At 38.9% G+C, this 16,490-nt stretch carries 16 protein-coding genes; 5 read left to right on the forward strand and 11 right to left on the reverse strand.

All coding sequences use genetic code 11. The annotated features are described in order from the left end of the window. Positions 1-23: 23 nt before the first annotated feature. From LGB01_05930 to LGB01_05955, 6 genes are all read right to left on the reverse strand, one after another. A complete protein-coding gene (locus LGB01_05930) occupies positions 24-1,901 on the reverse strand; it encodes a TRAP transporter large permease subunit (protein MCB4753739.1) in 1,878 nt (625 codons plus the stop codon). Between the two features lie 136 nt (positions 1,902-2,037). Beyond that, on the reverse strand, positions 2,038-2,850 hold the full coding sequence (locus tag LGB01_05935) for a hypothetical protein (protein MCB4753740.1): 813 nt from the start codon (positions 2,848-2,850) through the stop codon (positions 2,038-2,040). A 26-nt stretch (positions 2,851-2,876) separates the two neighbouring features. Then, positions 2,877-4,334 (reverse strand): UDP-N-acetylmuramoyl-tripeptide--D-alanyl-D-alanine ligase, encoded by a 1,458-nt coding sequence (locus LGB01_05940; protein ID MCB4753741.1) that lies wholly within the window; start codon positions 4,332-4,334, stop codon positions 2,877-2,879. Continuing rightward, a complete protein-coding gene (locus LGB01_05945) occupies positions 4,322-5,062 on the reverse strand; it encodes an alpha/beta hydrolase (GenBank protein MCB4753742.1) in 741 nt (246 codons plus the stop codon). The genes LGB01_05940 and LGB01_05945 overlap by 13 nt, the downstream gene beginning before the upstream one ends. A gap of 42 nt (positions 5,063-5,104) precedes the next feature. Continuing rightward, complete coding sequence (locus LGB01_05950) at positions 5,105-5,797, reverse strand: murein L,D-transpeptidase (protein ID MCB4753743.1); 693 nt, start codon at positions 5,795-5,797, stop codon at positions 5,105-5,107. 17 nt (positions 5,798-5,814) lie between these two features. Then, the gene (locus tag LGB01_05955) at positions 5,815-6,234 is read right to left on the reverse strand and encodes a hypothetical protein (protein ID MCB4753744.1); all 420 of its coding nucleotides are present in this window, start codon (positions 6,232-6,234) and stop codon (positions 5,815-5,817) included. A gap of 793 nt (positions 6,235-7,027) precedes the next feature. Between LGB01_05955 and LGB01_05960 the strand changes: the two genes are divergently transcribed. After that, positions 7,028-7,231, forward strand: a complete 204-nt coding sequence (locus LGB01_05960; protein MCB4753745.1) for a hypothetical protein — start codon at positions 7,028-7,030, stop codon at positions 7,229-7,231. A gap of 95 nt (positions 7,232-7,326) precedes the next feature. On the opposite strand, the gene LGB01_05965 is transcribed toward LGB01_05960, so the two are convergent. Further along, complete coding sequence (locus tag LGB01_05965) at positions 7,327-8,481, reverse strand: aminoacetone oxidase family FAD-binding enzyme (protein ID MCB4753746.1); 1,155 nt, start codon at positions 8,479-8,481, stop codon at positions 7,327-7,329. A gap of 139 nt (positions 8,482-8,620) precedes the next feature. Here LGB01_05965 and LGB01_05970 point away from each other — a divergent pair, with 139 nt between their 5' ends. Both LGB01_05970 and LGB01_05975 read left to right on the forward strand, forming a co-directional pair. Then, positions 8,621-9,352: a hypothetical protein gene (locus tag LGB01_05970; GenBank protein ID MCB4753747.1), complete on the forward strand. Its 732-nt coding sequence runs from the start codon at positions 8,621-8,623 to the stop codon at positions 9,350-9,352. Between the two features lie 293 nt (positions 9,353-9,645). Continuing rightward, the gene (locus LGB01_05975) at positions 9,646-10,800 is read left to right on the forward strand and encodes an aminoacetone oxidase family FAD-binding enzyme (protein MCB4753748.1); all 1,155 of its coding nucleotides are present in this window, start codon (positions 9,646-9,648) and stop codon (positions 10,798-10,800) included. A gap of 95 nt (positions 10,801-10,895) precedes the next feature. Here LGB01_05975 and LGB01_05980 read toward each other — a convergent pair whose 3' ends face one another. Continuing rightward, the gene (locus tag LGB01_05980; protein MCB4753749.1) at positions 10,896-11,099 is read right to left on the reverse strand and encodes a hypothetical protein; all 204 of its coding nucleotides are present in this window, start codon (positions 11,097-11,099) and stop codon (positions 10,896-10,898) included. Between the two features lie 367 nt (positions 11,100-11,466). On the opposite strand from LGB01_05980, the gene LGB01_05985 reads away from it, so the two are divergent. Continuing rightward, the gene (locus tag LGB01_05985; GenBank protein ID MCB4753750.1) at positions 11,467-11,670 is read left to right on the forward strand and encodes a hypothetical protein; all 204 of its coding nucleotides are present in this window, start codon (positions 11,467-11,469) and stop codon (positions 11,668-11,670) included. Between the two features lie 95 nt (positions 11,671-11,765). Here LGB01_05985 and LGB01_05990 read toward each other — a convergent pair whose 3' ends face one another. Beyond that, the gene (locus LGB01_05990; protein MCB4753751.1) at positions 11,766-12,920 is read right to left on the reverse strand and encodes an aminoacetone oxidase family FAD-binding enzyme; all 1,155 of its coding nucleotides are present in this window, start codon (positions 12,918-12,920) and stop codon (positions 11,766-11,768) included. 139 nt (positions 12,921-13,059) lie between these two features. On the opposite strand from LGB01_05990, the gene LGB01_05995 reads away from it, so the two are divergent. Continuing rightward, entirely contained in the window at positions 13,060-13,788 is a 729-nt protein-coding gene (locus LGB01_05995) for a hypothetical protein (GenBank protein ID MCB4753752.1), read from the forward strand. A 207-nt stretch (positions 13,789-13,995) separates the two neighbouring features. Here the strand turns inward: LGB01_05995 and LGB01_06000 are convergent, their stop codons facing one another. Beyond that, the gene (locus LGB01_06000) at positions 13,996-15,735 is read right to left on the reverse strand and encodes a cytochrome c3 family protein (protein ID MCB4753753.1); all 1,740 of its coding nucleotides are present in this window, start codon (positions 15,733-15,735) and stop codon (positions 13,996-13,998) included. Between the two features lie 93 nt (positions 15,736-15,828). Then, positions 15,829-16,389, reverse strand: coding sequence for a Holliday junction branch migration protein RuvA (gene ruvA / locus LGB01_06005; GenBank protein ID MCB4753754.1), 561 nt, complete (start codon positions 16,387-16,389; stop codon positions 15,829-15,831). Between the last annotated feature and the right edge of the window lie 101 nt (positions 16,390-16,490).

A 16,490-nucleotide genomic window follows, 5' to 3' on the forward strand; every position in this document is an offset into this window, starting at 1 on the left:
GCTATATACTCTTTCAATCATTTTTATCCCTTATCCCAAAAAAAATAGATAAGATTAGGAAACAGTACCACAATCCCAAGTGCTATAAGTTGTAGCATGATAAATGGTATAACTCCTTTATAGATATCAATCGTGCGTACTTTATCCCCTGCTGCCCCTTTGAGATAAAAGAGTGCAAAACCAAAGGGTGGTGTAAGAAAACTTGCTTGAAGATTCATTGCAATAAGGATGGCAAACCAAATGGGATCAATGCCAAAACTTGCTACAATAGGTACCAGTATAGGCACTACCACAAAAGCAATCTCAATAAAATCAATAAAAAAACCTAACAGAAATATTACTATCATAGCAATAAAAATAAACATCCATTGATCACCAATCTTACCGGTAAAGAAGTGTAATGCCATATCACCTCCTCCAAGCTCATTAAAGACTAGCGAAAAAGCTGTTGCCCCAATGAGTATCATGAAGATCATTGCAGTAAGTTTAACCGTTTCCACAGAGGCATATCGCAATAATTCATAAGAAAATACCCTATTATAGGTTGCCAATACTATCGAACCCAATACACCAATTGCTGCAGACTCGGTTGGTGAAGCAATACCAACAAAGATGCTTCCTAGTACCGCACCAATAAGTAATAAGGGAGGAATGATTGCCTTAAATGCTCCTTTTGCTATCTGTACATAAGGTTGTTCTAGTGTAATGGCAGGTGCTACTGAAGGTTTTATTAAGGCATAGAGCAGGATATAGAGAACATAAAGTACAATCAGAAGCAGTCCTGGTATCACTGCTGCTTTAAAAAGGTCGCCCACACTCAAATGCATTTGATCGCCTAGTACAATCAGTACGATAGAGGGAGGAATTAACTGTCCAAGTGTACCGCTTGCTGCAATGGCACCACTTGCTACGGATGAGGCGTATCCGTGTTTAAGCATCAGTGGTAATGCAATAAGGCTCATCATTACCACTGAGGCACCGACAATTCCTGTACTTGCTGCCAAAATGGCACCCACCAATATCACCGAAACAGCCACTCCTCCGCGTACTGGACCAAAGAGTTTCCCCATTGATTCGAGCAATACTTCTGCCATTTTAGATTTTTCAAGAATAAGACCCATTAAAATAAAGAGTGGTATTGCCATTAATGTAATGTTGCCCATTATACCATAAGTACGATAGGGAAGCATCTCTAGTACATGCGGTCCCACTTCATCACTAATGAGTGCAAAAAAGAGTGCTGTACCGCCAAAAACAAATGCCACCTGAAAGCCTGCTAACAGCAATATGAGTGCCATACCAAACATAAGAAAGACCGGATCAAACCAAAATGTTACACGATTGTACCATGCTATATAGACAAGAGTAGCCACAAAAACCACCCCTGAAAAGGTTTTCAAAAGCATTACTTTATTGTCAAGCTTATAGTAGGCTTTAAGTATTTCACTTATTGCTTGCAACATCAGCAATACAAAGGCAAGGAGAAGTATGGATTTCACAATCCATCGACTTCCTAGTCCACCTGGATCAGCAGAAATTTCATGTTGTATGTAACTCTGAAGAGTCATATCGTATGCATACATGATCATCATTGCATTAAAAGGGATGACCAGTAGCATCATCGCAAGAATCTGCACAATCACTTTGGTGTCATGCGTATAACGTTCGAAAAAAATATCTACCCGTACATGCTTATCATGCTTCAGTGCATAGCTGATCCCAAGAAGAAATACTACATCAAACAGGTGCCATTCGAGCTCTTGCAATGCAATGGATCCCTCAGAGAAAAGATATCGCATGAGTGCGTCGTAGGAGACGAGCAATGCAAGTACAAAGACAAGTATGGCTGCTAAAAATCCAGCATATTTTGAAAGTTGTTCAAGTAGATGGGAGTATTTCACTTAAAAATCCTATATAAAAAAGTAAACAAATCAATTGCTTACTTGGATATCTATTTTTATATGCATAAGGCGTATTCATTATAGGTAAATGGCACAACATTGTCAATATTTAGCAGACACAAAACAACCTCATTACTTATTGCTTCCAATAGGTATCAAGTCGCTTGAACCACCCCTCTCTCCAACGTACTTCACCACGATTTTGTGGTGCGTTCTTAATACGTTTTTCAAGTATGGATTTGGCTGAATCAGCAAATGCTTTATACTTATTTGGATGGTTCATATCCATGTGTTCAAGTACTTGTAGCAACCCCCATCCTTTCCCGTGATAACGTTCACTCTTAAGTGTTCCTTCTCCTTTAAAGTTGGTGTAATCAATCAGAATATAGAGCCCCTGCGCATCCACACTACCCTCTTTTTTGTAAAGAATATGGTTAAAATGCCTCTGAACCTCTGCTGCTCTTTTAGGGTCATCAATGGTATCAAGGATTTGTGGAAGTGCACCAACCATACGATCTGCCATAAACTCTGCTTGAACTGATTTGGTACGCCTGAGAAAGTAAAACAGTTCCATATATTTTTTGGTTTTGGTCTTTTTAGCAATAAAGAATTTTTTTGAGGTCTGCCATGGAAAGTTGGCTTTGGGGTTAAGCCATTTAGGCATTTGTATACCTCGCTTTTTCATAAAAGCAATCACCATCGGAAAGACTTCACGAAACCGTTCCGTATGCCCTTGTGGAAACCAAATAAAGTGCCCAATACCCAGTGAAGCAAAGTCCTCACCCTTATTCCACCAAATCAAGTACTTATCTTTACCTGCCCCCTCATTTAACCACACTTTTTTTGCAATATGCTCTGCCTGTTTTGGAGTCATATGTAGTGGCTGTGCAAAAAGTACACCCGAACATAACAAAGCCCATAACCATAACTGTTTTATACTATATGCCATTATTATCAATCCTTGATGTGACAAATTTACACAAAAGAGGGTGCATCATTAGCAAATAAAATAAGATCTCCCACTCTGGTCTGCTCCACTAGCATCTCCTCCATCTTTGCCTTACTCTCAAGCTTCACTAGCTTAACAGGATCAACAAGCTGTTTAAAGATAGTATAATTTAGGTCACCAGTAACAACAACTATATCAAAAACCTCATTGACACGTTTAGCAACCAGCTCATTAAGCGTATTGTCTGCCTCGATTAAGCCAGGTGTAATAACTATTTTTCGTCCTTTGTAGCTGGCTGCCAGGTCAAACGCTGCCATCATTCCATCGATATTACCATTAAAGCTATCATCAAGAATCACTTTACCACCTGCATCAATACGCTGGAGACGATGGTTAACTGCTTTGAGTGTACTCAGTTGTTTTTGAATGGTCATGTTGTCAAGTCCCATCTCTTTGGCTAACAGTACAGCAGCAGCAAGGTTCATAGCATTGAAAGCACCAAGAATACTTGCCGTATAGCAGGTATCACCTAGAGTAAAACCTGTTCCCTCCAGTGTTGCCTCTACGTCACTGATGATAAACTCCGGCATAGATAAACTGACATTCTCTTGGATCATCTCTCCCGTACCATAGATATGTACATGTTTATGCTCGGGTTCAACCATCGCACTTTCATGTATGTATGCCTCTTTAAGTTGCTTTGTCTGCATTATTTCCATCTTGGTATTTCGAATATTCTCCATACTTTTAAAATATTCAATATGTGCAGGACCTATCTTGCCTACAATGACATAGTGTGGACTAACAAAAGTAGATATTTCTGCAATATCCCCCTCTCCTCTAGCACCCATCTCAACCACATAAATTTCTGTGTTAGGTGGCAAGTCATCATTGATATCCTTTATTACTCCACCAAGGGTATTGACTGAACGCGGGGTCGCATAGGTATTGTACTTAGCACTAAGCAGATGGGCGACAAAGTTCTTAATACTAGTCTTTCCATAGCTGGCAGTGATGCCCACCACTATTAGATTCTCCATGCTTTTAAGTTTTATCTGTGCCTTTTTCCTAAAACTATTAAAAAGTATCTTTTCAATAAAACCAGTGATAAAATAGGTAAGAAAAATTGGAATAATCACCCCAAAGTGCCCAAATGCAAACGCAATGAAGAACCCAAAAAATACCATTATCACATAGAAACGTTTTACCCGTTCTGTCCATACCAGTGGCTTATCAAGACCTCTGTACCAGCCATAAAGAATCCCCACATAGACAAAAACAACTACAAAGGCATAATTGGTAGCATTGTTCATCAGCATATAAAACCCATAAGGGACTAAAAAATAGGCAAAGTGCCACCATCCCTTGGTATGGTGAAAAAGTACACGCTCAAGTTTGTAACTGTACCATTGAAGATTGGTAATAACATAATACCCCATTGCAAGTAGAAAAATAAAATAGCTTATGAGGTTTAGTGTCTGCATGAGTGATTATCCTTATACTGATCTAAAACAGTCTGTGCAATAAAGGGTGCATGCTGTAAAAAAAAGTAGTGGTCACCTTCTAGTGGATAAAGTGTGGCACCAGGGATTATCTGCACAATCTTCTCTGCTGTCCAAATTGGAGTAGCCGTATCAGATTTGCCCCAAAAGAGTAGTACTTTACCATTTACCTTTAAAAAGTGTTCTTCAAATTGTTCATTCACTACATTTTTAAAAGTTTCATACATCTCATGGCTCATTCCATCAACATCTTTAGAGGAAAATATCTTACCAAATCTACCAATACCCACTGCCTTAAACATTTTTGTCAAAGTAATTTTCAGGCGAACAAAAAATGGTTTTGGTATCAATACTCCAGAAGAAGAGAGCAGTACCAGACAGGGAGGATCAAGCAGTGTAGCCACCTTACCGCCAAAAGAGTGCCCCATAATAATTTGGGGTACGACAGATAGTGTTTCTAAAAATAGTCGTACAATCTGCATATAATCACCTGTCCGAAGTATTGTATCATTGCTGCTCTTGCCAAAACCGGGCATATCTAGATAAATATGCTTACAATCAGGCAGAAGTTTCCCAAATGCCTGCTTCATAATCTCCTTATTGCTTCCCCAACCATGCAAAATAAGTACTGCTCTCTCTTGTGAGGGATTGACTAATTCATAAGAAAGACTAAAAGTATTATTGCTATATTCTATCTCTTTAGATGCCATATATCCCACCATTTTAAATTAGGATATCTTACCATAAAGTGCCTACTCCTTTGCTTCTAAGACTACATAATCACCATTATCTATATCCACATAAGGGGGACGCCTTTCAGCCTCAAAATAGTCATACCCCTCTTTAAGTTTTACCCAAAAGTCATACCAAGTATGATTACTGTATTTTGCCATTGTCTCATCATTCATACGAAAAGGAAAAATATGTACCGGAACATAATTTTGTCCTGCTTTAAGTGCTGCTTTAACCAGTCCATATATATCTTCTATCTGCGTATCTGTCATTGCATAACAACCGACAGAACGACAGTCTCCATGTACCATAAGGTATGATCCTGTACGATGCCGAGCACGATCGTAAGGATTGGGGTATCCAAGATTAAATGACAAATGATATCTACTGTATGGATTGAGATTATTTTTATAAACGCGGTAGAACCCTTCAGGTGATTGCCGGTCTCCCTCTTTTATTTTGGGTCCAAGGTCTCCCGAATAAGCGCAGATAGGATAATCTTCAAAGTGTACATAGTCGTCTTTCACCTTCATCCAAATCTCTAACACTGCCTCACTTTTAAAAATACGGATATAGATGGGATTACCCTTTTTACCGCCCATGGCTTTAAGGTGTTTCTTTAATGGTATATGAATATACTTGGGGTCTATTTTTTTCTTCACTGTTATATGTGTATTCTTTGACGAAGAGAGTGTTGTATTTTTTTCTGGCAATAGCGTACGATTTTCCTCTAATACAGTGTTGTATTTTTTTCTGGGGACAGTGTCATGTTTTGTATACGATTCCCTTCTGGTGATGGAGATATACTATGATTTTTCTCATTGTATTTATCTAGAATATGAGCCTGCTGAGATACTGATGGTTTCGATGGATTATAAACAGAATAACCAAACAAAAAGAGTACAAAAAAGAGGGGGAAAATAACAATAAAAGAAATAGCAAGAGTGGCAAACGACATTAGTCGTTTGCTTCTTACCTGCACTTTCTTGGTTTGCGATCTCCCCTTATGCTTCTCATGATTCTTGTGCTTCTCGTACTTCTCATGCTTCTTGTGTTTTTTGTATTTTTTGTGCTTCTTGTACTTCTCATGTTTCTCATGTTTCTCGTACTTCTCATGTTTCTTGTGTTTTTTGTGCTTCTTGTGCTTCATTGAACCTACCATATTTATTGTATTTTAAAAATCTAGATTAAAAAATACATTATAATTTATATACTCTTTCTACACTGTATGTCGATATTAATCATATAATCAATTAGGGTTTGGTACCAACAATATCTACTATTTCCAGATGAGAAAAGCCTTTTCTTTTGAGATTGAATTGGTAGGTATTATACACTAGTTTTGTTAGATTTTCTTCAACAAAACTCACACCTTTTAGGGTATAGATCAAATTTACTTCTATTGCTATTGCATTTATTATATTGAAGCTTATATTTACCTATCTGCCACACGTTGTACCAAGATTGGGTGCAATACGTTTTTCAGCTTCTTAGGCTAAATAGCAAACTTTAGGCTTGATTAAGTTAAAATATCTCAACATTCTCAATAAACAGGGAAGGCTTAGTGGGCTCAAAATGTTTTACATTACACTAAGAACAAAAGGCAGGAAGTGTGAATGCTTTTTCCTCTGGCAAACCGAAGCCATCACATTAACTAATATCTCAACATTCTCAATAAACAGGGAAGGCTTAGTGGGCTCAAAATGTTTTACATTACACTAAGAACAAAAGGCAGGAAGTGTGAATGCTTTTTCCTCTGGCAAACCGAAGCCATCACATTAACGTCCTGAAGAGTATTTGCATCTGGGTGGATACCCAATCAAGCAATTTAGTTAAAAGAATAGAAGTATGCTTGTAGCATAATCAATATTAATTTTATTTGAATATTTGACAAGGGTAGAGAGACGCATGCCAAAAAAGAGATTCTCAATGACAATACAGATGTGATAGCCAATAGCCAACAAGTAAAACTTCTCAAAAAATATTTTCTGCAATATTTTAATAAAGACGGCAACTTCATCGTTCATAAGATGGAGGAGATTGTAGGAGAGAGTGGGCTTGAGCTTTCAAAAGAGAGCTACTCTCTTAACTGGCTAGGAAAGAGCTTGCCAGACTCCTTGCCAACGAAAAACCCCACACACTACTAAAAGAACATAAGCCAAGTCACACCCTCTTTCGTTATTGGTACCTAATTTAGAGATATTTACACACAGCATATTTACATACTATAATCTCAAGAAGTCTATTTGATCAATGTATTTTGAAACATTAACGCTTTGGCACACACATATGCACTTGAAAATGCCCACTGAAAGTTGTAACCTCCAAGACGTCCCGTTACATCTAACACCTCACCAATAAAAAAGAGTCCTTGTTGTTTTTGGCTCTGCATGGTTTTTGCATCAATCTCACTTGTCAATACACCACCCTTGGTTACCTCGGCTTTACTGTAGCCAAAACTACCTGCTGGAGCAAATGTATACCGGTGAAGTGTCTGTAGTTGCTGTAACATCTCTAAAGAGATGGCACTTCCAGATATATCTTGTAATCCCCATTGTGATAAAAATGCTTTCGTAACACGTTTAGGCAAAGGCAGTAAAGAGGTGAGCTGTTTTTTACTCTGTTTTAATTTTCCCCAATCAAATTTGGGTAAAAAATCAATACTAATCTTTCCTTTTTCCCAGTAAAGTGAAGCATCAAGCACTGCTGGTCCACTGATGCCTTTATGGGTAAAAAGTAGTGAGCCTTGACAGCTGTTTCCATTGACATCAATGACCACCTCCGTCGAAACACCACTCAGTTCTTTAAAGAAAAACTGCTCTTTTTGTACGGTAAACCCCACCAGTGCGGGTGCAGTCTTCTGTATAGTGTGTCCAAAATACTCAGCAATCTCATAACCAATCCCACTGGCACCGAGCCTTGGAAAGCTCAGCCCCCCAGAAGCAACAATGACATAAGCCACTTTGATACTTCTACGGTTGGTTTTAACATCAAACATCTCACCTTTTTTGCATACCTCTATGACCTGTTCATTGGCAAAGAACTTCTGCTTTTGACTCTCCTTGAGCAGTATGCCTAAAAGCTCTTTTGAGGTATGTGGACAGAAATACTGACCCTTCTTTCTTAAAACAGGTTCTAGCCCTCGTTGCTGTAACCACTGAAGCAACCTCTTTTGGTCAAAACATTCCAAGACCGAGGTGATGAAATTCCAATCTCCCAAAAAGAAAGAGGCATCCATCTTCTCATTAGTAATATTGCACTTTCCCCCTCCAGAAATATCTATTTTTGCGCCCAAATTTGGATTGGCATCCACTACAATGGCACTACATTTTGGAAGCAAAGAGGCGAGCATCAATGCACTTGCTCCTCCACCTATGATGAGTATTGGTTGTTTCATAGGTATCATTATATCAAGAATTAGCAGATACCATACAAATCACAATCATTCTTGACTTTTAAATTATTTTATTGTTATAATATATATTGTTTTATTTTAAAATATTACAGAAAAAATCACCCAAAGGAAGGATAAAAATATGAAAATATACTCAATTTCAACCCTATCGAGTATAGCAATACTGTTAACCATAATTGGTTGTGGCGGAAGTGAAAAATCAACTGTAACAGTAAAAGGAACTGTGCCTGGCACCCTCATTGAAGCGTTCTGTGAAGATGGGAGCTATCATTCAGTTAACTCCACGGATAACAATACATCAAAACACCCATTTTTACTGACAATTCCAGCAGATACAAATTGCCGGATAGTGATGACCACCAATGAAAATGATCCGACAAATAGGGTCATAACACCTATTGGGTTTGTTGACGCTAACGGTACTCAGGATGTAACATTCTCCTTGCAAGGAGATATTGACCTCGGGCATATCCCTTTGGCACTTCGTCCAAATGATATTACTGATGGCAATGGTGACCATGTCAGCGATACTCCGTATCGTATACACCTCAACCAACTACGCGATCATAACCGCTCCTCTGCTTCTTTGCATGTACGACATGGACGGGTTATGGATAGTAATAACAATGGGATTGTTGATGCCTATGAAGATTTAGATGGGGATGGCACCATTGATGCCTATGAGGATGATGATCATGATGGTATTCCCAATATGAGAGATGATGATAATCATGATGGTAGACCTGACTACATGGAAGGCAGAGATCATAATGGCACTCGTAACAATAATCGTGAAAATAATCGTGAAAATAATCGTGAAAATGTTTTGATGTATTGTTATCCGTGGAGTTAACTGAATGATAGCTCCCATCTTCACAGAACGCTTCAATGAGGGTGCCAGGCACAGTTCCTTTTACTGTTACAGTTGATTTTTCACTTCCGCCACAACCAATTATGGTTAACAGTATTGCTATACTCGATAGGGTTGAAATTGAGTATATTTTCATATTTTTATCCTTCCTTTGGGTGATTTTTTCTGTAATATTTTAAAATAAAACAATATATATTATAACAATAAAATAATTTAAAAGTCAAGAATGATTGTGATTTGTATGGTATCTGCTAATTCTTGATATAATGATACCTATGAAACAACCAATACTCATCATAGGTGGAGGAGCAAGTGCATTGATGCTCGCCTCTTTGCTTCCAAAATGTAGTGCCATTGTAGTGGATGCCAATCCAAATTTGGGCGCAAAAATAGATATTTCTGGAGGGGGAAAGTGCAATATTACTAATGAGAAGATGGATGCCTCTTTCTTTTTGGGAGATTGGAATTTCATCACCTCGGTCTTGGAATGTTTTGACCAAAAGAGGTTGCTTCAGTGGTTACAGCAACGAGGGCTAGAACCTGTTTTAAGAAAGAAGGGTCAGTATTTCTGTCCACATACCTCAAAAGAGCTTTTAGGCATACTGCTCAAGGAGAGTCAAAAGCAGAAGTTCTTTGCCAATGAACAGGTCATAGAGGTATGCAAAAAAGGTGAGATGTTTGATGTTAAAACCAACCGTAGAAGTATCAAAGTGGCTTATGTCATTGTTGCTTCTGGGGGGCTGAGCTTTCCAAGGCTCGGTGCCAGTGGGATTGGTTATGAGATTGCTGAGTATTTTGGACACACTATACAGAAGACTGCACCCGCACTGGTGGGGTTTACCGTACAAAAAGAGCAGTTTTTCTTTAAAGAACTGAGTGGTGTTTCGACGGAGGTGGTCATTGATGTCAATGGAAACAGCTGTCAAGGCTCACTACTTTTTACCCATAAAGGCATCAGTGGACCAGCAGTGCTTGATGCTTCACTTTACTGGGAAAAAGGAAAGATTAGTATTGATTTTTTACCCAAATTTGATTGGGGAAAATTAAAACAGAGTAAAAAACAGCTCACCTCTTTACTGCCTTTGCCTAAACGTGTTACGAAAGCATTTTTATCACAATGGGGATTACAAGATATATCTGGAAGTGCCATCTCTTTAGAGATGTTACAGCAACTACAGACACTTCACCGGTATACATTTGCTCCAGCAGGTAGTTTTGGCTACAGTAAAGCCGAGGTAACCAAGGGTGGTGTATTGACAAGTGAGATTGATGCAAAAACCATGCAGAGCCAAAAACAACAAGGACTCTTTTTTATTGGTGAGGTGTTAGATGTAACGGGACGTCTTGGAGGTTACAACTTTCAGTGGGCATTTTCAAGTGCATATGTGTGTGCCAAAGCGTTAATGTTTCAAAATACATTGATCAAATAGACTTCTTGAGATTATAGTATGTAAATATGCTGTGTGTAAATATCTCTAAATTAGGTACCAATAACGAAAGAGGGTGTGACTTGGCTTATGTTCTTTTAGTAGTGTGTGGGGTTTTTCGTTGGCAAGGAGTCTGGCAAGCTCTTTCCTAGCCAGTTAAGAGAGTAGCTCTCTTTTGAAAGCTCAAGCCCACTCTCTCCTACAATCTCCTCCATCTTATGAACGATGAAGTTGCCGTCTTTATTAAAATATTGCAGAAAATATTTTTTGAGAAGTTTTACTTGTTGGCTATTGGCTATCACATCTGTATTGTCATTGAGAATCTCTTTTTTGGCATGCGTCTCTCTACCCTTGTCAAATATTCAAATAAAATTAATATTGATTATGCTACAAGCATACTTCTATTCTTTTAACTAAATTGCTTGATTGGGTATCCACCCAGATGCAAATACTCTTCAGGACGTTAATGTGATGGCTTCGGTTTGCCAGAGGAAAAAGCATTCACACTTCCTGTGAAGAGTATTTGCATCTGGGTGGATACCCAATCAAGCAATTTAGTTAAAAGAATAGAAGTATGCTTGTAGCATAATCAATATTAATTTTATTTGAATATTTGACAAGGGTAGAGAGACGCATGCCAAAAAAGAGATTCTCAATGACAATACAGATGTGATAGCCAATAGCCAACAAGTAAAACTTCTCAAAAAATATTTTCTGCAATATTTTAATAAAGACGGCAACTTCATCGTTCATAAGATGGAGGAGATTGTAGGAGAGAGTGGGCTTGAGCTTTCAAAAGAGAGCTACTCTCTTAACTGGCTAGGAAAGAGCTTGCCAGACTCCTTGCCAACGAAAAACCCCACACACTACTAAAAGAACATAAGCCAAGTCACACCCTCTTTCGTTATTGGTACCTAATTTAGAGATATTTACACACAGCATATTTACATACTATAATCTCAAGAAGTCTATTTGATCAATGTATTTTGAAACATTAACGCTTTGGCACACACATATGCACTTGAAAATGCCCACTGAAAGTTGTAACCTCCAAGACGTCCCGTTACATCTAACACCTCACCAATAAAAAAGAGTCCTTGTTGTTTTTGGCTCTGCATGGTTTTTGCATCAATCTCACTTGTCAATACACCACCCTTGGTTACCTCGGCTTTACTGTAGCCAAAACTACCTGCTGGAGCAAATGTATACCGGTGAAGTGTCTGTAGTTGCTGTAACATCTCTAAAGAGATGGCACTTCCAGATATATCTTGTAATCCCCATTGTGATAAAAATGCTTTCGTAACACGTTTAGGCAAAGGCAGTAAAGAGGTGAGCTGTTTTTTACTCTGTTTTAATTTTCCCCAATCAAATTTGGGTAAAAAATCAATACTAATCTTTCCTTTTTCCCAGTAAAGTGAAGCATCAAGCACTGCTGGTCCACTGATGCCTTTATGGGTAAAAAGTAGTGAGCCTTGACAGCTGTTTCCATTGACATCAATGACCACCTCCGTCGAAACACCACTCAGTTCTTTAAAGAAAAACTGCTCTTTTTGTACGGTAAACCCCACCAGTGCGGGTGCAGTCTTCTGTATAGTGTGTCCAAAATACTCAGCAATCTCATAACCAATCCCACTGGCACCGAGCCTTGGAAAGCTCAGCCCCCCAGAAGCAACAATGACATAAGCCACTTTGATACTTCTACGGTTGGTTTTAACATCAAACATCTCACCTTTTTTGCATACCTCTATGACCTGTTCATTGGCAAAGAACTTCTGCTTTTGACTCTCCTTGAGCAGTATGCCTAAAAGCTCTTTTGAGGTATGTGGACAGAAATACTGACCCTTCTTTCTTAAAACAGGTTCTAGCCCTCGTTGCTGTAACCACTGAAGCAACCTCTTTTGGTCAAAACATTCCAAGACCGAGGTGATGAAATTCCAATCTCCCAAAAAGAAAGAGGCATCCATCTTCTCATTAGTAATATTGCACTTTCCCCCTCCAGAAATATCTATTTTTGCGCCCAAATTTGGATTGGCATCCACTACAATGGCACTACATTTTGGAAGCAAAGAGGCGAGCATCAATGCACTTGCTCCTCCACCTATGATGAGTATTGGTTGTTTCATAGGTATCATTATATCAAGAATTAGCAGATACCATACAAATCACAATCATTCTTGACTTTTAAATTATTTTATTGTTATAATATATATTGTTTTATTTTAAAATATTACAGAAAAAATCACCCAAAGGAAGGATAAAAATATGAAAATATACTCAATTTCAACCCTATCGAGTATAGCAATACTGTTAACCATAATTGGTTGTGGCGGAAGTGAAAAATCAACTGTAACAGTAAAAGGAACTGTGCCTGGCACCCTCATTGAAGCGTTCTGTGAAGATGGGAGCTATCATTCAGTTAACTCCACGGATAACAATACATCAAAACACCCATTTTTACTGACAATTCCAGCAGATACAAATTGCCGGATAGTGATGACCACCAATGAAAATGATCCGACAAATAGGGTCATAACACCTATTGGGTTTGTTGACGCTAACGGTACTCAGGATGTAACATTCTCCTTGCAAGGAGATATTGACCTCGGGCATATCCCTTTGGCACTTCGTCCAAATGATATTACTGATGGCAATGGTGACCATGTCAGCGATACTCCGTATCGTATACACCTCAACCAACTACGCGATCATAACCGCTCCTCTGCTTCTTTGCATGTACGACATGGACGGGTTATGGATAGTAATAACAATGGGATTGTTGATGCCTATGAAGATTTAGATGGGGATGGCACCATTGATGCCTATGAGGATGATGATCATGATGGTATTCCCAATATGAGAGATGATGATAATCATGATGGTAGACCTGACTACATGGAAGGCAGAGATCATAATGGCACTCGTAACAATAATCGTGAAAATAATCGTGAAAATAATCGTGAAAATCATGGTGGCAAACCACAAAGGTGGTAAAAATCATAACAACAGACTAGAATATATAGAAATAATCTAACTATTATCTGGTTATCGCAAAGAGCGGGTACCATCAATCATGGTGCCACACTCTATGGTAGGTTTTAATCATCATGGTCATCATCCGGGCATGGTCGTCATTGGAATCATGTCATCGTGAACCATAGTCATTGGGGCTCGTCTGGGGCATGATCGTGAACCATGTCATCATTGGAGCTCATGGTCATCATTATCAACTTCTGGACCATTATGGCAATCATAGCAACTAATCTTATGACCTTTTGAAAAATTCTTTTGACCCCATTCGGTTGAGAAAGAGCGTGCTGTCCATGTCTTGGAGAGTACCGTACCTCGATAGTTCTGACCATGACATACTTTGCACTGTGCCACATTTCTTTCTGCAGCATCTTCATGACGCCTAACCCAGTTTTGTCCTACAGGATGCATACCATGCGGTCCTCCTTTGACGGTATTAGGCACACTGGCATGACAAGCAGTGCACTCACCAATAGTACCCGCATGCCCTTGAATACCTTTACTTAATAGGTTGTCCGCATTATGTGCCGGATAGATTGCATGAGGCGATCCATGACATGCTTCACACTGCAAGTTGCCGTGCCCTTTACTGAAACGATAGAGGCTAACTCCTTGTGTAGGGGTGTTTGGCATAGTTGCAAACTTACTGTTGACTACAGCCCTAAGTGTGCCATTGGTAAGTACTGCAGAGGTTTCTCTAACAGGATTACCATTAGCATTAGTGTGGTGACACGCTTGACAGTTTGGTACATCTAGCCATCCTTTTCTGGTACGATCACCTACCGCATGCATATCCCCATGACAACTTTGACACTGCATAGCATTATTTCCGTTACCATCTTTAGCATCACCCATTGCACCCCTGAGACATTTGGTCTGAGAGCCTGGATGGCAAGCATAACAGGCATTTCGATTTTGACTATCACCAAGTAACATGTTGTGATTGGTAGGATCCTTAACCAATGCATGCTTGGCATGAATAGCAGCAGTAAAGGCTTTAATATTTACACCAGGTTCAAACCCAATACCAACATTAGGCAATGCATTTGATTTGTGACATGCTGCACAAAGAACTGGTGTACCATTATTGGCAGTTGCTTCAAGTCCTCTAGTATGATAGTTATACCCTTTTTTTCGAAGCAAACCAATATTGTTCGATACAGCATTTGGTATCTTCTGGTCGTGTAGACGTAGAATATTTAACTTAAAATCCTTTTCTGGATTGGCATTATTCACCCACCCTTTTGTGGGTCTTGCATCATTAAGTGTACTGTTGCTGGCATGACAACGTTTGCAATCGAGTTCATCACTCACAGGAAGTACGGTCTTGGTGGTTGCGAGTATATTGCCTCGTGTATCTTTTGCTACAACTTTAACCAGCGGATAGTAATTTTTACTTCCATCATCATTATATGGAGTTATAGGAATACCTTCTGCCTCCCACCAGCCATGTGTAGCATTAAAAGTAAGTGCCTGAGGTCCCCTGCTTGCTGTTTTGGTGCCAGTAAGTCCTGTATCTGCTGTCAAGTTAGAATTTGGAAATAGCTTATTGCTAAAGTTCCAAAAGTTTGTTTTGGTACTACTGCTGGTATTGATCTTGCCATCAGTACCTGTGGTAGATTCAAAAGTAATGGTCACGCCCCTAGTAACGAGATCTCCATTTTTCTTTTTTAGTTGAGCGTGTAGATTGTTGTAGGGAGGCAAAATAGAAAATACTGAAAAGTCATTTCCATCCATGCAGTGCATACCCAAATCATTCCACGCAGTTAAGACATAGTTAGATGAAGATTTACCAGCAGTTAAGACATAGTTAGATGAAGATGTACCAAATGAGTCATTCTTATCGCTACTTCCGCATCCAGCCATCAAAACAGCAATCATTAGTCCTAAAATCAGCATATGTATTTTCATGTTCTCTCCTTTTAGTCTATGATTATTATTAAATATAAGTATATCTTAATATTTTATAGCTTAAAGGGTTTATAGTATCGTTTTAATAGTACATTATAATCGTTGTAGTTTCTTGAGTCCCTCTTTAACCATGGTTACTGTGTCGCCACCAATACCAGAAAGTGCTTTTTGTATTGCCTCTTTTTTGAAACCAAGACTCTCAAGTGCCATCACTGCTTCACCCATTGCACTACTGATGCTGTCTGTTTTGTGATCGATATCAATAATAAAATCTGCCAACTCTACCAATATACGACTTGCTGCCTTGGGACCAATGCCTGGAACCCGTTTGAGCATACCAACATCTTTGCTTGCCACCACTTTAGCAAAAGTCTCTGGTGTAAAAGTCGAACAAACAGCCAATCCCACCTTGGGTCCCACCCCATTAATCTTGATGAGTGTATCGAACATCTTTTTCTCATTTATCTCTTTGAATCCATACAGTGCATTGGTATCTTCACGAATAATCTGTGTTACATGGAGTCTTACCTTGTTGTCATTGACGGCATTTGAGGTATTGATAGAAACATACACCTCATAGATAAGTCCATTAACATTCATGTGTAAATAGGTTGGATCTTTTCGTTCCACGACTCCCTCTATACCTACAATCATATACTTCTCCTATTTTTAATTTTTACAGTATACTCTCGCTCCATTCCTGTCTACTAAAAATATGTCATATTGTCATGTTTTTCCTAAATTTTCCATTGGGT

This window comes from Sulfurovum sp. (assembly GCA_020525365.1).
Lineage (GTDB): Bacteria > Campylobacterota > Campylobacteria > Campylobacterales > Sulfurovaceae > Sulfurovum.